This is a genomic window from Pseudidiomarina sp. WS423 (genome assembly GCF_050750165.1).
Lineage (GTDB): Bacteria > Pseudomonadota > Gammaproteobacteria > Enterobacterales > Alteromonadaceae > Pseudidiomarina > Pseudidiomarina fusca.
The window spans coordinates 153,839-173,027 of sequence record NZ_JBOJLN010000004.1; the positions used below are offsets into that span (position 1 = coordinate 153,839).

Genomic DNA, 19,189 nt, shown 5'->3' on the forward strand with positions numbered 1-19,189 from the left:
CACTTTGCACTCACCCGAAAAGCACCGAGTTATGTTAGTCGATGACCAAAAATTAATTCGACAAGGCTTAGCGAGCTTATTGTCGCTTTCAGCCCATATTGAAGTAGCACATGAAGCAGCAGATGGCGAAGAGGCACTTGCGTGGATCAAAGCCCATGGCAGCGACATTGACATAATCCTGCTCGACTTAAGAATGCCAAAAATGAATGGTATTCAGCTTCTACAAGCCATGCGTACAGAAAACATAAAAATTCCGGTTTTGATTCTGACCACCTTTGACGACCATAATATGCTTCTTGAAGCGTTGAAAGCAGGGGCGCGAGGGTACCTACTTAAAGACGTAGAACTCGAAATGCTAGTGAGTGGTATTGAGCGAATAGTAGCTGGCGAGTCAATGATTCAACCTACCATTACCACCTCGCTTTTAAACGGATTACAAGGCTTACATTCCGAATTTGAGGCCTTTGCCGCGCCCGAGGCGCTTTCCGCTAAAGAGCTAGAAATATTACGCCTTATTGCCGCCGGTTGTTCCAATAAAGAAATTGCCGACGCTCTTTTTAAGTCGGAAGGCACCATTAAAAATCAAGTAAGCGCCATCATGGCGAAGCTTGGTGTGAGAGACCGGACGCGAGCAGTTTTAAGGGCTATTGAGTTGGGACTTATCGGGTTTTGTTAACGCTAAGGGAACCTATAGCTGTTCTCTGTCGCTAACTAGCTCCTTAAAATAACAAGTTCTAATCTTAAGTACCTCAGTGGTGCCGGCTAATTAACGGTATTATCGGACAGACGGCTCTGAAATTCTTTGATGGCGCACCCGAGACCTCTGCCTCCGGAGTAAATAGCGACTGGCTGACGTTAAATGGTGAGAGAAGGTACCAGCCGTGCAGGCCACGTCCTATAGGGGGCTTAGCGATATTTTAACGAGGCCATTTAGCCAGACTATCGGCTGCTGAACTTCCTGTATAAATCGGGTGTTTTTGGTTAAAATCCTGCTCCTTTTTCCCGCTTTAGGTGATCTGCCATGGCACTCAGTGAATTCGAAATTAAGAAATGTGAGAAAGAACTTGAAGCGTTCATGACGATACGAAGACCGCCGGTGCACATACGACCAGAGCTTGACCTTGGTTACCGAATTGAAAATCAGAGTATTGAGATTTTCGAGATCAGACCGCAATGGCAAAATCCTACTGAAACCATGGAACTGCCGGTAGCAAAAACAACCTTTGTGAAAACGCAAAACTGCTGGAAAGTCTATTGGCAGCGTGCTGACTTAAAGTGGCATGCATACGAGCCAGTGCCTAAGGTTAAGCAACTTCGTGAGTTTTTAAAACTTGTGACTGATGACCAGCACGCTTGTTTTTTTGGTTGACCTTAATCTGGTGCATTACGCTGACTGGGTGCTTGCTTAAAATCACTGATGAGCTGATGAGGATCCTGTGCGTCACGTTGTTTGAGGCTTGCCTCACACCACCAACGCAACTGCAAAAAAGTACGATTGAAGTAACTATCCCAACGGTCTGCATCGCTAACAGATTCGAGATAATCGCCACTTTCATCAAATACCTCTTGAGCTTTCGGAAAATGAAGCATGGCCGAAACCGGTAAGCAGCCGAGCTCGCTTAAAAAGGCTCTCATACTAACTGATGCTCTTGCGCCGCCCCATTGACCCGCTGAATAGGTCACGATCGCACTGGGTTTGTAAGAAAATAACGAAGCACCAAAGTGATTAAGAAGATTCGCTAATGCTGGGCTCATAGAATGATTATATTCAGGGCTGACCGTTACATAAGCATCGGCTGTTTCGATTTTATCTGCAAGCTGGCTTAATTGCTCTGGGGCAGATTGACTTGAATACGCAAAGTGCGGTTTAAAAACCGGATCGAGTTCAATATCCAGCGGGTCAATAATCTCAACGTTCATGTCTGGAAAGTTTGCTTGTAACACACGCTGACAAGCTAAAGCCACTCGCTCGCCCAGTCGCGCTGGTTTTGGTGGGGTACTTTGTCGAACACTGCCAAGAAAAATAAGTAATTTCATAATTTATCCATTTGCATTGTGTTTCATAAGGTTGCCTTCGCTATCTAATATTTGCTCACCATCTTCTTTAAAATAGGGCCCAGGAGGCCACTCATCGAGTAGTGTTAGCACCGCTTCACTGGGTCGGCAAAGCTTAACGCCTTTCGGGGTGCAAACGATGGGGCGATTCACTAGTATCGGATGTTTAAGCATTGCGGACACTAGCTCGTCGTCACCAACGTTTTCATCAAGTAAGCCAAGCGCTTCTGCTGGCGACTTAGTCACCCGCAAAGCTTGTCGCGGCGTTAAGTCAGCGGCCGCAAATAGCGCCAAAAGCTGAGGTTTGCTCCATCCTTCGTGCAAGTAGTCGACCACAATGGGTGAGTAACCTGCATCCTTGATAATCTGCAACACATTTCTGGATGTGCCGCAATCGGGATTGTGGTGAATAACGATCATGGTAACCTCAACTCTGAAAGTGGTGGCGTGTTTTATTCGCGATTCGAACAAGGGCCAGCATCAGCGGCACTTCCACCAAAACACCAACCACAGTGGCTAACGCCGCACCGGATTGTAAGCCAAACAGCGCAATCGCTACCGCGACCGCTAGCTCGAAGAAATTGCTGGCACCAATCATGCCGGCAGGCGCTGCAACATTATGCGGAACTTTCCATTTTTTCGCCCAGCCGTAGGCGATAAAGAAAATCAGGAAGGTTTGAATGATTAACGGGATCGCAATCAACAGGATATGCAACGGGTTGGCAATAATCACATCACCCTGAAATGCAAACAGCAACACTAAGGTCGCAATTAATCCTATAGGTGTAACGCGAGAAATGCGCTTCATAAAAACGTTTTTAAACCACTGATTACCTCGACGTATAATCAACACCTGTCGCACGAAAACCGCTGCCGCCAATGGAATCACGATATAAAGCACGACCGACAAAATAACCGTGTCCCAGGGTACTTGAATATTAGAAACACCAAGCAACAGCACCACAATAGGCGCAAAAGCCACCAGCATGATGAGGTCATTAATCGCAACCTGAACCAAGGTGTAAGCAGCGTCACCCCGCGTGAGATAACTCCAAACGAATACCATAGCTGTACAGGGCGCTGCACCTAACAAAATGGCACCCGCCAAATATTGGCTTGCAGTTTCAGTGGCTAGAAAAGGTTCAAACACCACCATGAAGAAGAACCAGGCAATCGCGAACATGGTGAACGGCTTAATTAGCCAGTTTACTGTGGTGGTGATGACAAGACCTTTGGGTTGCCGGCGCACATTTTTGATTGAGGTAAAGTCAATTTGCAACATCATCGGGAAAATCATGGCCCAAATTAAAATCGCAACAGGAATCGACACCTGAGCATATTCAAACCGTGAAAGTGTTTCGGGAATAGTTGGAGCAAACTGCCCGATTAGCACGCCAGCAACAATGGCCAGTGCCACCCATAACGATAAGTAGCGTTCAAATAAACCCATGCCCTCGGACGCAGACGGTGTTTGCAAAGCTTTAGTCATTACCAACTCCTTAAATTGAACGCAGATTTACGCGCTGGCTTAACGCATCGGCACTTTCAACACGCTCAGAATACCGGTCAACAAGCAGTGACTGGTTATCGCGCAACAGGAGCGTGAACTTCATCAATTCCTCTAAAACATCGACGATGCGATTGTAATAGGGTGAAGGTTTCATACGATCATTGTCGTCAAACTCAAGATAAGCTTTGGCGACCGATGATTGATTCGGAATGGTGAACATGCGCATCCAGCGGCCTAGCACGCGCAGCTGATTCACAACATTGAACGACTGGGAACCACCACAAACCTGCATAACCGCAAGGGTTTTCCCCTGCGTTGGGCGGACACTTCCTATGCTCAATGGCACCCAGTCCAACTGGGTTTTAAAGATGCCAGTCATGGCGCCATGCCGCTCGGGTGAGCACCAAACCTGACCTTCAGACCAGGTCATCAGGTCACGCAGCTCTTGTACCTTTGGGTGCTTCTCGTCTTCCGTGTCCGGCTGGGGTAACCCTTCAGGGTTAAAAATTCGCACCTCGGCTCCCATGAGGGTCAACAGTCGAGCGCTCTCCTCAATCACTAAACAGCTGAACGAACGTTTCCGAAGCGAGCCATATAACAAGAGGATACGCGGTGGATGCACAGATGCGGATGCTGAAAAGTTGGGCCGAATCGGTGTCTGAATTCGTTCAGCGTTTAAATTTGGCGTATCTAGTTGCTCGTTCATTGGCTCTGTCCATTTACCGCTGTGTCAGAAGATATTTGGCATTGTTTAAAATCAATAAAAGCTCGCTGAAACTCAGTTCTGTTGTTGTCGAGCGTCGATTTAATGACGGCACGGGCCCAATTCGGAAGCTCAGGCGACAATTGGTAGTACATCCATTTCCCCCGACGCTCACTTGTAACGAGCCCACACTTTCGCAACTGCCCTAAGTACTGGGATGCTTTTGGTTGGTCAACGCGAAGCGCGTCTGTGATTTCGCAAACGCAAGCCTCTCCCGCCTCATGTATTAGGCAAAGGCAGGTCAGCCGATTGATATCAGAGAGGCATTTATAAAACTTAATAATATCCATACGTAACACATTCACAAATTAACATATATAGATTATTGCATGTGTTGGTTTAGTATTCAACCATCAGTATGGTTCTAAAAGTCATGTGCACGAAGGGCGGCAACTCGAAGTCGCATGCTTGTTTCTTTGGTTGAACATCAATCTACTCCTAACTGTTTAAAAATTTAAATTATTGGGTACTGTAACTACCCCGTAAAATAATACAGATTACTCGTAGAATTTCTTTTAAGCTAAAGCAAAGCAGCTGCTATTGGCGTTACTGATCAGCGTAAATACGTCGTTGAAATGCGTGCCTTGCAATGTTTTGGTCGTCGCACCCAGTTGGGATTTTATATAGCCATTGACGTGTGCAATGGTTAAATCTTGCGCGAGAATAACGAGCCCGATGGGTATATTTTCATCTAATGCTATTAGCAATTTGGTTAACTCAGAAGAGTTGTGCATTAACGGCCTATCCAGCTATAACTAAAATCATACTATGGAATAAGTAATCCCTCTCGAAGATAACAATAATGTAAACATATGATAATGTAATACGAATAAGCACGCAGTAAACAAAAAAGACACAGAATTTGTCACGGTATTAGCGGTACTTTTCAGGCATCCCAAAAATGGAACGTTGGGTTGATAATTTACTATCTAGTACCATTTTCGTAATTGCTTTAAGATCCTAAGCAATACTAAAGAAGCATCAGCCACGCAGGCGATGTATTACGAAAAGGGGTTTTACATGATTGATAATTCAGCCATTAAGTTATTTACGAAGCGTAGAAGCCAATATGTTTTAGGCAAGAACGTTGAACTTAGCCAAGAGCAATTAACACAATTGATTAAAGAAGCTGTGCGTCAAGCGCCTTCTTCATTCAACTCACAAAGCTCACGTGCGGTGATTCTGTTCGGTGAGCAAAGTGACAAGTTTTGGGAATTGACCAAAGAAGCGTTGCGCCCATTGGTGCCAGCTGAGGCATTTAGTGCGACCGAAAATAAATTGAAATCATTTGCAGCGGGTGTGGGTACGGTGCTGTTCTACGAAGACCAAAACGTGGTCAAAGGCTTACAAGAGCAATTCCCACTTTACGCAGATAACTTTCCAGTTTGGTCTGAACATTCAACTGCTATCGCACAGTTCGCGGTGTGGACTGCATTAGCAGAAGCAAATGTTGGTGCGAGCTTGCAACACTACAACCCAGTCGTCGATGAAGCAGCCGCAAAAGAATGGAGTATCCCAGCGTCATGGGTCTTACGCGCACAAATGCCTTTCGGTTCAAATGAAGGCGAGTTTGGCACCAAAGAATTCATGAACGATGATGAACGTTTCCTGATTTTTTCTTAAGCATTTATCACAGCGCACAACCCCCAGTAGCCCATAGCTACTGGGGGTTTTTTCTTAGAAGCAGCTTTCCAAATGCTTGGCCGGATCAGTGTCGCGTGCTTGTAGCGCATCGGCAACCGTTAATCCTAATGCATTGGCAACCCCTTCGGCATAGTCAGGGTGACAATGATGACACAAGCGAATATGACGATACTTGATGAAATTCTCCGCATCACCCATTGCTGCCGCAGTGTTCTGAAAGAGCGCTTGTTTTTGTGCATCGCTCATTAAATTAAACAAGGCGCGTGGTTGACTGAAGTAGTCATCGTCGTCTTTACGGAAGTTATACCGTGCTCCATCGCCGTTAATCCGTAATGGTGGTTCATGGTACTTCGGTTGTTCCTGCCATTGCGCAAAGCTGTTCGGCTCATAATGCGGACGCCCACCATAGTTTTGATCCACTCGCCCTTGGCCATCACGCGCGTTACTATGAACTGGGCACTGCGCTTGGTTAACCGGGATTTGATAATGGTTAACCCCAACCCGATAACGTTGTGCGTCAGCATAGTTGACCAGACGCGCTTGCAGCATTTTATCCGGTGACACACCAATACCACGTACTACGTTACTCGGTGCGAACGCTGCCTGCTCCACATCAGCGAAGTAGTTCTCAGGGTTACGATTAAGCTCGAACTCACCGACTTCAATCAGTGGATAATCGCCTTTGGGCCACACTTTGGTAAGGTCAAACGGATGATAAGGCACTTTTTCCGCATCTTGCTCAGGCATAACTTGTACGTACATCTTCCATTTCGGGAAGTCACCCCGCTCAATGGCTTCGTACAAATCACGCTGATGACTTTCACGATCTTGCGCAACTACCGCTGCTGCATCTGCGTCGGTCAGGTTTTTAATACCTTGCTGCGTACGCAGGTGGAATTTCACCCAGTAGCGTTCGCCCTGCTCGTTCCAGAAGCTGTAGGTGTGCGAACCAAAGCCATGCATGTGACGGTAGGAAGCTGGAATACCGCGGTCACTCATAACAATAGTTACCTGGTGGAAAGACTCAGGTAGCAAGGTCCAGAAATCCCAGTTATTGGTTGCGGAACGCAAGTTAGTACGTGGGTCACGCTTCACTGCTTTGTTTAAATCAGGAAACTTTAACGGGTCGCGCAAAAAGAACACTGGGGTGTTGTTCCCGACCAAATCCCAGTTCCCTTCTTCGGTGTAAAACTTCATCGCGAAGCCACGAATATCACGCTCGGCATCTGCTGCCCCGCGTTCTCCTGCGACAGTACTAAAGCGAACAAACATCTCCGTTTTATTGCCCACTTCACTAAAAATTTTTGCGCAAGTGTACTTGGTGATGTCATTGGTGACCGTAAAAGTGCCAAATGCACCCGAGCCTTTAGCGTGCATCCGACGCTCTGGAATAACTTCGCGAACGAAGTTGGCCAACTTTTCATTCAACCATAGATCCTGCGTTAATAACGGACCACGCTGCCCAGCCGTTAAGCTATTTTGGTTATCCGGAACCGGAGCACCCGCATTGGTAGTTAACGGCGTAGGATCAAATGGACACTTTTTATCACTCATTCCATGACTCCTTCATGTTGAGGTTACAATGCAACAACTGCATCGTTAAGAATTAGCACATTATTGTGATAATTAGTAGGAATTCCGCCTCAATTACACGACTTGTTTGATGTGCGTCGGTAAAAGTTCCGCTGCCTCGGCATCGACCAAAATACGCAAATGAGCGTGCTGCTTCAGTGCCGAAGCTGGCAACTGCTCATCAATAGCACTGCTATATAGGCGTGCCATGATTTCGTACCCGAACCTGATTGGCGATAGCTATGAAGGCGGGCATTGGTTGGGTAGCTTTGCGATTCAAGCGCTGAACCAAGCGGCATTACAACCGTGAGGCACAAAAATGCCTCGTCGTTGTTCCCCTATTTGTTAATCACAAAAATTATTAAAAGGGGTTTCTTTAGTTGAAAAGCTAATGTACATTTAGACGTCCAAACGCCTAAACGTCTAATAATGTTGTCGCAATTCACTAAAGAAGAGGTTTTCAATGTCTAAGAGTTTTACGTCCTACCTAGCTGTGTCGATTGTAGGCGTCGCTGCTGCAGCAGCATCTCCACTGTCTTTAGCAAATCAGAATGAAGCCAAAGTTGAGCGTATTCAGGTCACGGGTTCGCACATTCGCCGTACCCACAATGAGGATGCTACACCGTTGCAAGTGGTGTCGGCGGAAGATATCGCATTAAGCGGAAAAGTTACGTTAACGGATGTGTTACGTGATTTAACGGTCAATACAGGCAATAGCTACGACGAGCAATTTACCAGTAGTTTTTCGGCTGGCTCAGCGTCGATTGCCTTACGTGGGTTGAGCCCCAAAAACACCTTGTTATTGGTGAATGGTCAACGGGTGTCAAACTATGGCTTTGCGTTGGGTACGCAAGATACCTTTGTCGATTTGAACGCCTTGCCACTCAGCGCCGTGGCGCGTATTGAAGTACTCAAAGACGGCGCCTCAGCCGCTTATGGTTCCGACGCGATAGCTGGCGTGGTCAACATTATTTTGCGGCGCGATCATCAGGGCACACAAGTTTCTGCTTCGGCAGGGACAGCCACAGAAGGCGGCTTGAATCAATACAGCGCGGGGATCGTGACGGGTTTCGGTTCGCTCAATGCTGATGGTTACAACATCACCCTGAGTCTGGATGCGTTGGAGCGTGACGAGCTGAATGCCAGTGAACGCGAGCTGACGCGTAGCGGCGATTTTCGTGATCAACCGGGTGGGCGTCTTGCGGGGTGGTCTACCCAAGGTGGCAACTATTTGGATGATCCGCAGCAACCACGGCCGTTTGCCGAGTGTCCCGGTGAATCAGAGCTACGCGACTGGAGTGATTTCACGCCTAATCGTGACGGTCAAGTTTGTGCGTTTAATGCGCAGCCCTACAATACCTTGCAACCCGAAGTGAGCCGTCGGCAACTGTCGGTGCAAAGTACGTATTTGGTCAACAGTGAGCTTGAATTGGTCGGTGAAGTTCTCTACAGCGATAACAAGTCCAGTCACACCTTTGGTGCGCCACTTAGCGTCGGCGCAGGTTTACGTGCCTACGACCGCGCAACGGGCACTTTAGTGAATATTCCGGTAGAGCTGCCAGTGGGTCACCCTGACAACCCCACCGACGCGCCATTGCCGTTTGAACATACCTTTTTTGATGTCGGTGCGCGATTGAAGTCCAATCATCAGATCTTTAACCGCTTCTTAGTTGGTGCTCGCTACTCTGGAAATGTTTGGGATGTTAATTTGAACGTCTTGCAGTCGCAGAGTCGTCAGCGTGAATACGCAAGTAATTTTGTCAATCGTTACACGTTCGAAGACTATTTAGCCAGTGGTGAGTACGATTTCTTTGGTGGTGAAAATAGTGCGGAGTCGATTGCTGCGCTGCGCATCGCAACTCGCCGTCCAGGGTTTTATCAACTGCAATCGGCTAACCTGACGGCCTCTCGCGTCTTGGCGTATTGGCCACATGGCGACGTAGGGTTTGCTACCGGAATTGATTGGCGGAACGAGCAAATGGATGCTGGCACATCTGAAGAGGTCTTGTCTGGTACCGAATTACGCCCGGCGATTAACTTGATAAATGGCGAACGCGAAGTGATTGCCGGTTATGTCGAACTTGATCTTCCTTTAGCTGCCGGACTGAATGTGAATACTGCCGTGCGCGCAGATTCCTACGATGATTTTGGTAGTGCGGTTTCGCCAAAAGTATCGGCCTACTACTTACTCAATGACGCATGGTTGTTCCGTGGTTCATGGTCACGCGGCTTCCGCGCTCCGGGATTGCCAGAAATCTCACAAAGTAACACCATTAGTTATGGTTCTGTCATTGACCCAAATGATCCGGTTGAACCGGGCGTGCGCCGCGGTTTTACGCAATTGCGCAGCGGCAATGCTGATTTAGAGGCAGAGCGTTCAACCAACGTTAATTTTGGCGCCGTCTGGTCACCGACGCGCGCGTTCAGTGCCGCCATTGATTACTTCAAAATTGAACAAGACGACATTATTTCGCCAGACAATGCCCAGTACATTATCAACAATGAGGCAGCGTTTGCGGATCGTGTGCAACGCGATGAGGCAGGGCGCTTGCAGATCATTACCAATCAATATGCCAACCAAGGAACGCGCACAGTATCTGGCATCGACGTGGACTTAAGCTATCGCTTTGCAGCCTTTGGTGGAGCAGCTGAAATTGTCTCGAATTGGTCGCATTTGCTAGATTACGAGCAAGCATTAGTGGTCGGTGTAACGCCGATTGATGGTGCTGGTAGTAACCAGTTCGGTGCACTGCCAAGTTGGCAAGGGCGTACCGTGGCCAAGTGGCAGCGGAACCATTGGACGCTCGCACTCAGTGCTGATTACACCCATAGCTACCAACAGCGCGTTGCGACTGCATCGAGTAATCCAGGGCTGCGGCCAGAAGTCAGTAGCTATACCGCATTGAATACCAAAGTCAGTTACGCGGGATGGCAGGACACAGTGGTCAGCGTCACCGTACAAAATCTAGCCGATCGTCAGCCGCCCTTTGACCCAGCAGCAGGCGCGTACTTTTACGATATCACTCAGTACAATGCGCGCGGCCGCTCCATTGATGTAGCTGTGAGCTATCAATTTTAAGCACAATTGACGAGCTAGATCTGAGTCGATTGAGTTGATAGATCTCTCTAAGCTTACGCGGTCAATTATTTAGTAAAAAAACTATCGCTTTGATAGTCCTGTTATGTGGCGCACCCGACAGGAGTCGAACCTGTGACCTCTGCCTCCGGAGGGCAGTCACGGGTTCGGTGGTAAATCGTTAAAGCTAGGCGTGGCAAGGGGTTAAGCGGTGTTGTGGCTTTTAATTTTGCGTCGAAATCGACACTTTTGAGACCGTTTAATGACAAAATTGGTCACAGGATACCGACTCTGAAATTTCAATTTTTGACCTTTGCCTCGCGACAAAAAATTTTGAACCTTCCGAAAAACCTGAGTTTTTAGGTGGAAAAAATTCCACCTTTAAACTGGACTTTGGGTACGTAGAGTAGCCTATGATTTAATCATTTCAATATGAGGGACATGGTAATGAAAACCACAAAAACTCATGGCAACAAACGAGAGCGCTTTGTTCCAAATATCGAGAACTTTAAAACCAGCCTTCGGTACGAGGGGCTCAAGATGAAAGAGCTTCCTTAAGTTTGTTATAAGCTAGCCGATGCCTTTCCTCACTCATTTTTTCAAGGTTATTCAGTTTCCAACGAACAGCAGGCAACTGCTGAACATTGGCAAGTCCGAGTAATGACCAATCCGGTTTGCGTGACTTAAACGTCAAAAGAAAGGACCTCTCCTCGTCAGTAAATGCCGCATGCATGCGCTCTACAATTTCCTCGCGCGCAGCCACAAGCTCGGCTAATGGGATATCATTGTCCGCCATCGACTTAAACTCCCCTTCATAGAGGCCGGTAATATCTTTAAATTTAGGTCGTAATAATTCTGAAATAGGGCGCGGGTGGCTGAGCGTATAAACAATTAACGCTTTACGTATATCATCCGTGAGGCCTTCATTATCCAAGAGTAGTTTGACGTCAAACAAGTCCCTAGGATGTTGCCGATCGAGAGCGGCGCAAATTTTACCAGCATAGAGGTCGGCAAAACTGACCACTGAAATTTCCGCGAACCCGAATTCATTTTCAATCGCTTCAGTAACACTCAAAGCGGTTGATTCGTAGACCGTTCCTCGAAGAACAGGTGACAGCTCTATTTTTATCTGAACCTTTCTACCGCCAACATCACGCTCCACCAATAAACGGAGCGCGTCCTTTTTAACTTCAAATGAGCGTATGACAGTAACATCTTGCAGCTTTGCTGTGAGGTTTCCCGCTATTTGCTCTAGGTGACTTGTGATTGTTTGAAGTGCCTCATCCCGATCCATCATAGGTAAAAAGACGAGGTCAATATCAACGGACAACCTTGGAAAATCTCTGACAAATAGGTTAATCGCTGTACCGCCTTTGAGCGCAAAACAGTCATGAGCAGCAACAAATGGTAGCACCTGCATAAGCAACTGAACCTGGCGATAATAAATACTATTTCTATCCATGATAATTTACATCTCCTTGGGAACCGTAATTTGCCATTTGTTTTCTAGGCGACCATTTACCGCTACGACTCTCTTACCTGCTCCTAAATCGTAATCCTCTGACTTCAAGTATTTAAACCAGGGCTGTTGATTGCGCTCCGCTAGCCAAAAGAATAACCGTTTCACTTTTACATTAAGACAGTTCTTTAGCAGCGTATCTAACTTCCGGGGGGATAAGTTATGTAACCCCTCAAGCAGCGCATCAGCATGCTCAAAACTTACATGCTTAGGCACCTCATTAATTATTTCCAGATAAGCTTTTTCAACACATGAATACGTTATTTCCGGCAAGCCTTTTGCCCATTCATAATGACGAAACACACTTTGATCAAGCAGTAATGACTCAGGCCACAGGCGCTTCGTGCCATGCCATGCAAAAGTAGCTCCCACATCTATCTTATTAACCCATGCAGGGAGCTTACCGGGAGAGTATAAGTTAATTACAGGATTACCACGTTTATTTACGAAATGGCTTACGCCGTTTACCGCTAACGCACTCAACCCACCGACATGAACAGGCAGCTTAGCCATTTGTTGCAGTGAAGCGACCACGCCCTGCCAAGTCGGGCGGGCTTCATCTCGATAATAAACACCGGGAACGGCTACGACTAAGGCTCCTCTTCGAACGGCATTGTCGATGTAATGCAAACTTAACCCCTGCTCTTGTAGCCAACGTTTCGTTGCGACCATACCAAGCGGAAGTTTTTGTTTTAGCGTTTTTCCTGCTTCGTGATTTAGCATGTGATGCTCTTTTAGGTTCACAATATTAGTTATATACGTTAATTATTGACGTGAACTCGACATTAATCAAACTAATTTGGTTTGACAATAAAGCTAAACACGTCGATAAACAACGTATATTTGTTGCTTTTCAAACTGATTGAGCTCAATAACATCGTGCAGCCGACATAAATAGTGCAGCCGACATAAATAGTGCTCATTTAGCTGTATGCTTTCGCGGGGTATATACACTACAGACCTTATTCCAAAAGACCTGTAACTCAAAGATGTTCTCCAAAGTACCGAATGTTTGTTAGACTGGCACTCAAGTTTTCCTGATGCGCAAATATCACATGGCCAGAATCGGTAGAAATGATCCATGCTTTTGTGGCAGCGGTAAGAATTTCAAAAAATGCTGTATAGACGCTGTAGGCAAGCAGCATAATGAAATTTACGACGAGCTAGAGCAAACGTTAGCCATGATCCCCAATCTTTCCCTCGATGAGCTTAACTTAGTGGCTGAGCGAATGATGAATGATCGGAATAATAAACCTGTCGACGATTTCTGTGGTCTTTCACCCAACCTGATGCAGAATTGGCTTTACGCGCCAATGAATCAGTTGCAAGGGCGTACGGTTGAGACGCCGACTGTATTCAGCCATTGTCCGGTTGTGCGTTACTTAGAGCTAATAATTAATGTAGCTATGGAAAACGGTGGTAAGTTTAAAGCTACATCGAAAGGGAATTTACCAACGTTTATTGTGAAGCAAGCCACTGAATTTTGGTCTGAACTGCCCACGTCCGATTACCTAACACATATCAGCATAAGCGAGTTCGCCGGTGCAAACGTTTCGGTTTGAAAGTTTATAAGTTTAAGCACTCAACCATCAGGTGGAGTTCGTTCCAGCTGCGCATAACAGCGGTTTAAGCTGATGTCATGAGTTTCATCAGGCGAGGATTCACAAATAGCTTCTCCTTACCTGAAGTTGTCTCTTCTAATATGCCAATTTCAACGAGCTGTTTAAGGTAAACCGAAGCGGTTTGACGCTTGGCTATTTCGCGTTCCACTAAATTACTAATTCGACAATAAGGCTGCTCAAAAATCACTTGAACAAGCTCATAGCTGTATATTTTCGGTAACTGCTCGCGAATCCTGTTTGTAGTCTGCTCCATTAACGCTCGAATAGCAGCGATCTTCTCACAAGTCCAAAGCGACGTTTGCTCAACACCACGCAACATGAATACCAGCCAGTCTTCCCAGTTTTGTTTCTGAGTTACTTGATTCAGTAATCGGTAGTAATCTTGCTTGTGCGCAACAATGTAACGGCTAAGGTACAATATCGGCAGTGTCAAAAGCTTCTGCTCAATCAAATAGAGGACATTTAGAATTCTGCCAGTACGGCCATTGCCATCATAGAAAGGGTGAATGGCTTCAAACTGATAGTGGCTCACCGCCATTTTTATCAGCGGATCGATAGTATCGGTACTGTGCAGAAACTGCTCCCAGTTACTGAGTAAATCGCGAATAACCTGTTCGCCAACCGGTGGTGTATAAACCACTTCATTTGTGGTGTGATTACCAATAATGGTGCCAGGTAGCTTCCGTAATTCCATCGCCGTAGTCTTCAACGTACTACACACTTCAATGGCTGTTGTGGTACATAGAGGTTTGTGCTCTAACTGCATGAAGCCTTGATAAAGTGCTGTGCGATAACGAAGCGCTTCTTTGGTTGCTTGATCAGCACCGCTGTCTTGTTGTGCATATCGAAATAGCTGATCGGTTGTGGTGACAATATTTTCAATCTTCGAACTGTCTTTAGCTTCTAACAGAGGAAGCAAATTGATCAGCATACTTTGATTAGGGAGTAGCGCGCCAGCTTGTTTCAATTCGGCAAGCGCAGCGCGAGCAGAGATGCATGCTTTCAATACATCGCGCGTTTCGATGAGCTCTAATTTTGGCGGTAACACCGGCAAATCGTTATAGGGTTGGTCAGCTCGCCACGTCATCTTTAAATTCCTTGAAAATTTAGACACACTGTGATGTTAGTTGCAGTGTATGTCGATTCTATCGACACGACAAGTTTATTTGTCGATTATTTATTGCTTTATCGACATGGTGGGTTTCTCAAGTATGTACAGAATATGTAGGTGATGATGGGTATCACAGGAGTGGAGCTGGATTTCCTATTTAAAATGACCTTGAATATTACAACTAATCACTTTATCAATGCATGTGTAATGTGGGGGGATAATCCCCCACAATAAGTAAAATAAATGAGAGAGGAAAAATGGATTCTGGTGTTTTAAGTGGGATCATTGGTGGTGTTATTGCAGTAGTTATTTGCAGCATTGTTTCTGCAAAGGTGAGACTGTAAAAGATTTTGTGTAAATGGCTAGTTGCACTGTTAAATCCGATCCTGGTACATAATCTCGAACTGCGCCATGGCCGGTTTCCAGTTGCGTATGGGCATCGTCCACTTTTTTGAAGCCTGATGCAAGGCCAAGTACAACACTTTCATGACCGCTTCATCATTCGGGAACGAACGGCGAGTTTTGGTGATTTTTCGCAGTGACGCGTTCAGCGACTCAATCGCATTGGTGGTATAGATAGCTTTGCGTATCTCGACTGGGTAGTCGAAAAACACGCTTAAACGCTCCCTGTTCGCGCGCCATGAGCGGCTGATGGTGGGATGCTCAGCGTCCCATTTTACAGCGAAGTCTTCCAACGCTTGCTCCGCTTCAGCGCGAGTGGCCGCGCCATAAATGAGTTTTAAATCAGCGGCAATAGTCTTGCGCTGTTTCTAGTTTACGTACCGCAGCGAGTGACGAATTTGATGTACGATACACAGTTGCACTTGAGTTTTCGGGTAAACCGTCTCAATCGCTTCCGGGAAGCCTTTGAGGCCATCGCAACAGGCAATGAATATGTCATCGACGCCGCGGTTTTTGAGCTCGTTCTGCACAACGCCAGAATCACGACTGCGAACCACCAGACAGTCCAAATAAACTACAGGGTATAGCTTTCCTGTGCTGCCAGGCTTTGACTTCATCCATCACCGCATTGATCACCTGAGAAATGAACGCGGGTGAAACTTCGACATCACCGTTGGTGCTGCGAACCGTTTTCTTAGTTTTGCCGTTGCGAGAGTTGTCGCTGTTGTTGCCGGCTGAGTCATTTGGTGCGTAGCCTAAATGAGCTTCCATTTCAGCCTCTAGCACCCGCACTGCCACCTTCTTGGTAAGCTGTTTGAGTAGGCCGGCTTCGCCTAAGATGTCTTCTGGGGAATCACAGCCATCAAGCAGCTGATCGATAAACTGGTCCCAATGTGGTCCCATAAAACATTTAGTTAGCGGACACTATCGCTTTGATATTCCTGTTATATGGCGCACCCGACAGGAGTCGAACCTGTGACCTCTGCCTCCGGAGGGTACCCCCACGAAACTGGATTAAATCGGGGTAAACTCCAAAAACCGGTGCTATTAGGTATGACGTGGCCTGCAGAGCGATTTCAACGAGGCCATTTAGCCAGATAGCAAGCCTATTGCCCCACGTAACAAATCAAAACGCTGCAAAACTTGCCACATTTTACTATGCCAAAATGGACATTTAGCCAGAAAAACACCCAACTTTACCGGCCCAGATACTGATTTAAGCCTCCTTTAACCCTAAAAATGACAGTTCAGAAAGTACCTGGTTCTATGTGATAGAATAATTATCGAAGGCAATTAAAACTAACTTACATTTAGACCGCATGGCCCCTCTAGGCACTCGTGTGGGAACTTTTATTGTCCGCTCGCCACTAACTGAATTCAAAAGATACAAGTTATGACATGATGAAAGCCTATTTACTGCTCGTCGTTTTAACGTTTTTAAGCGCTCCTGCAGCCGCCGCTAATGAGCGGTATTACCGCGAGGATGGAACTGAAATCCGTTATTATTTGGATAATGCTGACGCCGAAAACTTGTTGGTTATATTCCAAGGTTCTGACTGTAACAGTGTCCGCCATATGAAATCGGTCAATACGATATGGGAAGCATTCGATACAGATTCGGCGCTACTAACCATAGAGAAATACGGTATCGACGACAGCTTAGCTTACGCTTCCGGCGAACGGGATGACTGCCCCGCTGACTATCTTCAGTACGATACAATGGCACAACGAATTAACGATGGAGTTCAACTCATTGAGGCTTTGAGGTCTTCCTATCGTGAAATTACCTTAGCAGGCGGCAGCGAAGGCGGCTCCATTGCCATCGGCGTCGCTTCACAAATCTCAAACTTCCATGCAGTGCTCGCGTTAAATTCATGCTCATCCAGCTTCCAACATGACGTGGAGTTTAGCATCCAACAGACCGTTCCGACGGAGCACCTTGATGAGGTTCTGACCGGCTTCCGGCAATTCGTAAAACAAATAAAGAATAGTGATGAGCCGTTTCCGGTTGAAGTGAGCGGTCACGGTTATGCGTTCTGGAAGGATGCTCTAGCGCGAGACTTGCTCCAACCACTTAGAGAAATCGACGCGCCTGTGCTCGTCATGCAGTCGGCAGATGATAAAAGTGTGGACCCCGAACGAACCCGGCAAGAGGTTGAAGAAATTATTGCCGGTGGCGCAACAAACGTAGAATTGGAAATGATGCTGGGACTTGACCAGGGTTTTCGTTATTCAAGCGATACATCCAGATTACGGGAGAAAATCGAATAAGCCGCCACATTAATAAAGACCAAGTCGTTTTGTTAGGTGGTTTAAGATGAATTATGCATCCCAATTAATGACGTTTCTTATGAAATAATTAAGTGAAGAGTACTTGTACCTATCATCACCTGACATAGGCTAGAAAGTAATCCGAAGGTGTTCATTCGTTGAGGTTGAGTCTAAGGTCCAACCCGCCGGTGACTGAATAATAGATTGACCAAATTGCAGCTTTAAATCGTTCATGCTTTCTAAAGCATCAATGGTGATTATGGGTGATTGACTCCAGAAGCTGTATGTCACTTCGCGCTCCCCCAGTTTACGCATGTCGGCAAGTACTGGTGCGTTGCGAACATCAATCATGCTGTCCGGCATGGTTAATTGGAACGTTTCTGCATTTGGCAGGAACAGCAAATTCTCCTCAAGTTGATGAAAGCCCTTGTCACCGCCAAAAAAAGACATAGGGAGCTCTGCACGACCGTCATTTATGACCACACTCAGGGTGATATCTAACCGATACGGGTACGAGGCTTCAATATCCGCTACCGTAACGAGGTCAGATTTAGTCGTTTGCGCGCGAGCCATATAGTCAGAGAAGCCATGCTGCGCGATGACGTCATTAAATCGCGCAATTGCTTCTTCGGTCGAAATACCAAATATCTGCACGGCTAACTCGTATGGCGTTTTGCCCTGTTCGATTGCGTCGCGCCAGTTGTTGTCTGAATCAGAGAAGTCACTAACAAGATCTATCAAAAGCGCTCCGGTGACATAGGCAGAAGAGCGGATTGCAAAGGTGGTATCAAAGAGTTCTGGGAAATTGTTGGAAAAGTTGTTGAGATTATCGCGGTAATGTTCTGCTGAACTTGCTTGAATACCCACCCAATGCGCAGTTCCTTCATAGCGTTCTACGTCACCGAGATAGACTGAGACTTCCGAGGCGATGACTTCGCTTAACGCCACTCGAACGGTTAGCCAATCGCGGATATCCTCCTCCTCGCGGCTTTCATGTGCTTGTTTTGCAAGAGCGAACTGCAACTGAAGCATGGCGCGAATTTCAGCTTCATCAAGGTGTTTAGGGTCAAGGAATTCAGAGCGACCAACGTCTGCAAACTCGGCTCTCTGATAACCATGAAAAGCTTCATGTAAAAGGGTGTCACGGCGGTCAGTGGCGTCATCCCCGCTACCTACGCGAACAGCGGTAGCGACCTGGTTGTTTGGTAGAGGGTAGTTAATATCGAAAGGGAAGTCGGTTAAATTCGGTAAACGTTCGGAGTAGTAATAGTAATTAGCTGCTAATTTTTGCTCACCAGGTATAGGCTCCTTTGTCGTATATAAAACGGCTTGACCCTCATGGTTATAGACAATAAATGGCGTGTTCTCGGCCCAAAAACCTGGCCAAACCGAGGCAAAGTGACGATGTGATTCTTGTGTCGTTGTCGCGAACTGAAGCAATTCCTTTTGCGTTTCGTTGTGCTGTCCAGCGTCGTGTTCTGCTACAGGCGCGAGCGATACGGTCACCGCGAATAGAAAGTGAGTGAGCATGATGTTCCTTTTCTGCTTCAAGTGGAATGGCGGAGGAGTTCCGCTCAACCAAAAAATTAATCCGATGCGTTGCTACTAAGCATCTTTACCACTAAAAATAGCGACACGTCAAAA

At 46.6% G+C, this 19,189-nt stretch carries 18 protein-coding genes and 1 pseudogene; 7 read left to right on the top strand and 12 right to left on the bottom strand.

All coding sequences use genetic code 11. The features are described 5' to 3' along the window. Positions 1-31 precede the first annotated feature (31 nt). Positions 32-676 carry a response regulator gene (locus ACQ661_RS06090; RefSeq protein WP_431667947.1) on the top strand — a complete coding sequence of 215 codons (645 nt, stop codon included), beginning with the start codon at positions 32-34 and terminating at the stop codon, positions 674-676. A gap of 345 nt (positions 677-1,021) precedes the next feature. Further along, positions 1,022-1,369: a DUF3024 domain-containing protein gene (locus ACQ661_RS06095; RefSeq protein WP_313932703.1), complete on the top strand. Its 348-nt coding sequence runs from the start codon at positions 1,022-1,024 to the stop codon at positions 1,367-1,369. Positions 1,370-1,371: 2 nt separating this feature from the next. Here the strand turns inward: ACQ661_RS06095 and ACQ661_RS06100 are convergent, their stop codons facing one another. From ACQ661_RS06100 to ACQ661_RS06120, 5 genes are read right to left on the bottom strand one after another with little or no spacing between them, the layout of a single operon-like run. Then, positions 1,372-2,037, bottom strand: coding sequence for an NADPH-dependent FMN reductase (locus tag ACQ661_RS06100; RefSeq protein ID WP_431667948.1), 666 nt, complete (start codon positions 2,035-2,037; stop codon positions 1,372-1,374). Positions 2,038-2,040: 3 nt separating this feature from the next. Further along, positions 2,041-2,475: an arsenate reductase (glutaredoxin) gene (arsC, locus tag ACQ661_RS06105; protein ID WP_092593989.1), complete on the bottom strand. Its 435-nt coding sequence runs from the start codon at positions 2,473-2,475 to the stop codon at positions 2,041-2,043. 7 nt (positions 2,476-2,482) lie between these two features. Then, positions 2,483-3,505: an ACR3 family arsenite efflux transporter gene (gene arsB / locus ACQ661_RS06110; RefSeq protein ID WP_110076892.1), complete on the bottom strand. Its 1,023-nt coding sequence runs from the start codon at positions 3,503-3,505 to the stop codon at positions 2,483-2,485. 49 nt (positions 3,506-3,554) lie between these two features. Next, positions 3,555-4,271 (bottom strand): arsenical resistance protein ArsH, encoded by a 717-nt coding sequence (gene arsH / locus ACQ661_RS06115; protein ID WP_313932701.1) that lies wholly within the window; start codon positions 4,269-4,271, stop codon positions 3,555-3,557. Further along, positions 4,268-4,618, bottom strand: a complete 351-nt coding sequence (locus tag ACQ661_RS06120; protein ID WP_313932700.1) for an ArsR/SmtB family transcription factor — start codon at positions 4,616-4,618, stop codon at positions 4,268-4,270. The genes arsH and ACQ661_RS06120 overlap by 4 nt, the downstream gene beginning before the upstream one ends. 730 nt (positions 4,619-5,348) lie before the next feature. Here ACQ661_RS06120 and ACQ661_RS06125 point away from each other — a divergent pair. Continuing rightward, entirely contained in the window at positions 5,349-5,951 is a 603-nt protein-coding gene (locus ACQ661_RS06125; RefSeq protein ID WP_153827275.1) for a nitroreductase family protein, read from the top strand. 54 nt (positions 5,952-6,005) lie between these two features. Here the strand turns inward: ACQ661_RS06125 and ACQ661_RS06130 are convergent, their stop codons facing one another. After that, positions 6,006-7,526: a catalase gene (locus ACQ661_RS06130; protein WP_313932699.1), complete on the bottom strand. Its 1,521-nt coding sequence runs from the start codon at positions 7,524-7,526 to the stop codon at positions 6,006-6,008. Between the two features lie 93 nt (positions 7,527-7,619). After that, positions 7,620-7,754, bottom strand: a complete 135-nt coding sequence (locus ACQ661_RS06135) for a hypothetical protein (RefSeq protein WP_313932698.1) — start codon at positions 7,752-7,754, stop codon at positions 7,620-7,622. On the opposite strand from ACQ661_RS06135, the gene ACQ661_RS06140 reads away from it, so the two are divergent. Both ACQ661_RS06140 and ACQ661_RS06145 read left to right on the top strand, forming a co-directional pair. Then, positions 7,753-7,854, top strand: coding sequence for a DUF2891 domain-containing protein (locus ACQ661_RS06140; protein ID WP_258306660.1), 102 nt, complete (start codon positions 7,753-7,755; stop codon positions 7,852-7,854). The two genes, ACQ661_RS06135 and ACQ661_RS06140, sit on opposite strands and share 2 nt — an antisense overlap. 153 nt (positions 7,855-8,007) lie before the next feature. Next, positions 8,008-10,623: a TonB-dependent receptor gene (locus ACQ661_RS06145; RefSeq protein WP_313932697.1), complete on the top strand. Its 2,616-nt coding sequence runs from the start codon at positions 8,008-8,010 to the stop codon at positions 10,621-10,623. 532 nt (positions 10,624-11,155) lie between these two features. Here ACQ661_RS06145 and ACQ661_RS06150 read toward each other — a convergent pair. Both ACQ661_RS06150 and ACQ661_RS06155 read right to left on the bottom strand, forming a co-directional pair. After that, positions 11,156-12,082 (bottom strand): nucleotidyl transferase AbiEii/AbiGii toxin family protein, encoded by a 927-nt coding sequence (locus ACQ661_RS06150; RefSeq protein WP_313932696.1) that lies wholly within the window; start codon positions 12,080-12,082, stop codon positions 11,156-11,158. Positions 12,083-12,088: 6 nt separating this feature from the next. After that, on the bottom strand, positions 12,089-12,862 hold the full coding sequence (locus ACQ661_RS06155) for a type IV toxin-antitoxin system AbiEi family antitoxin domain-containing protein (protein WP_313932695.1): 774 nt from the start codon (positions 12,860-12,862) through the stop codon (positions 12,089-12,091). A 332-nt stretch (positions 12,863-13,194) separates the two neighbouring features. On the opposite strand from ACQ661_RS06155, the gene ACQ661_RS06160 reads away from it, so the two are divergent. Continuing rightward, positions 13,195-13,701, top strand: a complete 507-nt coding sequence (locus tag ACQ661_RS06160; protein ID WP_313932694.1) for a YecA family protein — start codon at positions 13,195-13,197, stop codon at positions 13,699-13,701. A 64-nt stretch (positions 13,702-13,765) separates the two neighbouring features. Here the strand turns inward: ACQ661_RS06160 and fic are convergent, their stop codons facing one another. Together fic and ACQ661_RS06170 are read right to left on the bottom strand one after the other, a co-directional pair. Beyond that, a complete protein-coding gene (gene fic, locus ACQ661_RS06165) occupies positions 13,766-14,848 on the bottom strand; it encodes a protein adenylyltransferase Fic (RefSeq protein WP_313932693.1) in 1,083 nt (360 codons plus the stop codon). A 398-nt stretch (positions 14,849-15,246) separates the two neighbouring features. Continuing rightward, positions 15,247-16,177 (bottom strand): annotated as a pseudogene (locus ACQ661_RS06170) (IS256 family transposase). 495 nt (positions 16,178-16,672) lie between these two features. Between ACQ661_RS06170 and ACQ661_RS06175 the strand changes: the two are divergent. Then, a complete protein-coding gene (locus tag ACQ661_RS06175; RefSeq protein WP_313932692.1) occupies positions 16,673-17,545 on the top strand; it encodes an acyl-CoA thioester hydrolase/BAAT C-terminal domain-containing protein in 873 nt (290 codons plus the stop codon). Between the two features lie 129 nt (positions 17,546-17,674). Here the strand turns inward: ACQ661_RS06175 and ACQ661_RS06180 are convergent, their stop codons facing one another. After that, positions 17,675-19,075, bottom strand: a complete 1,401-nt coding sequence (locus tag ACQ661_RS06180; protein ID WP_431667949.1) for a hypothetical protein — start codon at positions 19,073-19,075, stop codon at positions 17,675-17,677. Between the last annotated feature and the right edge of the window lie 114 nt (positions 19,076-19,189).

What these genes read in the sequence shown, in the direction of transcription:
- ACQ661_RS06095 (WP_313932703.1), top strand. Translation starts at nt 1,022, where the DNA reads ATGGCACTCAGTGAATTCGAAATTAAGAAATGTGAGAAAGAACTTGAA.
- ACQ661_RS06125 (WP_153827275.1), top strand. Translation starts at nt 5,349, where the DNA reads ATGATTGATAATTCAGCCATTAAGTTATTTACGAAGCGTAGAAGCCAA.
- ACQ661_RS06180 (WP_431667949.1), bottom strand. Translation starts at nt 19,075, where the DNA reads ATGCTCACTCACTTTCTATTCGCGGTGACCGTATCGCTCGCGCCTGTA.
- ACQ661_RS06145 (WP_313932697.1), top strand. Translation starts at nt 8,008, where the DNA reads ATGTCTAAGAGTTTTACGTCCTACCTAGCTGTGTCGATTGTAGGCGTC.
- ACQ661_RS06150 (WP_313932696.1), bottom strand. Translation starts at nt 12,082, where the DNA reads ATGGATAGAAATAGTATTTATTATCGCCAGGTTCAGTTGCTTATGCAG.
- arsB (WP_110076892.1), bottom strand. Translation starts at nt 3,505, where the DNA reads ATGGGTTTATTTGAACGCTACTTATCGTTATGGGTGGCACTGGCCATT.
- ACQ661_RS06090 (WP_431667947.1), top strand. Translation starts at nt 32, where the DNA reads ATGTTAGTCGATGACCAAAAATTAATTCGACAAGGCTTAGCGAGCTTA.
- ACQ661_RS06100 (WP_431667948.1), bottom strand. Translation starts at nt 2,037, where the DNA reads ATGAAATTACTTATTTTTCTTGGCAGTGTTCGACAAAGTACCCCACCA.
- arsH (WP_313932701.1), bottom strand. Translation starts at nt 4,271, where the DNA reads ATGAACGAGCAACTAGATACGCCAAATTTAAACGCTGAACGAATTCAG.
- ACQ661_RS06160 (WP_313932694.1), top strand. Translation starts at nt 13,195, where the DNA reads ATGGCCAGAATCGGTAGAAATGATCCATGCTTTTGTGGCAGCGGTAAG.
- fic (WP_313932693.1), bottom strand. Translation starts at nt 14,848, where the DNA reads ATGACGTGGCGAGCTGACCAACCCTATAACGATTTGCCGGTGTTACCG.
- ACQ661_RS06175 (WP_313932692.1), top strand. Translation starts at nt 16,673, where the DNA reads ATGATGAAAGCCTATTTACTGCTCGTCGTTTTAACGTTTTTAAGCGCT.
- ACQ661_RS06120 (WP_313932700.1), bottom strand. Translation starts at nt 4,618, where the DNA reads ATGGATATTATTAAGTTTTATAAATGCCTCTCTGATATCAATCGGCTG.
- ACQ661_RS06155 (WP_313932695.1), bottom strand. Translation starts at nt 12,862, where the DNA reads ATGCTAAATCACGAAGCAGGAAAAACGCTAAAACAAAAACTTCCGCTT.
- ACQ661_RS06135 (WP_313932698.1), bottom strand. Translation starts at nt 7,754, where the DNA reads ATGGCACGCCTATATAGCAGTGCTATTGATGAGCAGTTGCCAGCTTCG.
- ACQ661_RS06130 (WP_313932699.1), bottom strand. Translation starts at nt 7,526, where the DNA reads ATGAGTGATAAAAAGTGTCCATTTGATCCTACGCCGTTAACTACCAAT.
- ACQ661_RS06140 (WP_258306660.1), top strand. Translation starts at nt 7,753, where the DNA reads ATGATTTCGTACCCGAACCTGATTGGCGATAGCTATGAAGGCGGGCAT.
- arsC (WP_092593989.1), bottom strand. Translation starts at nt 2,475, where the DNA reads ATGATCGTTATTCACCACAATCCCGATTGCGGCACATCCAGAAATGTG.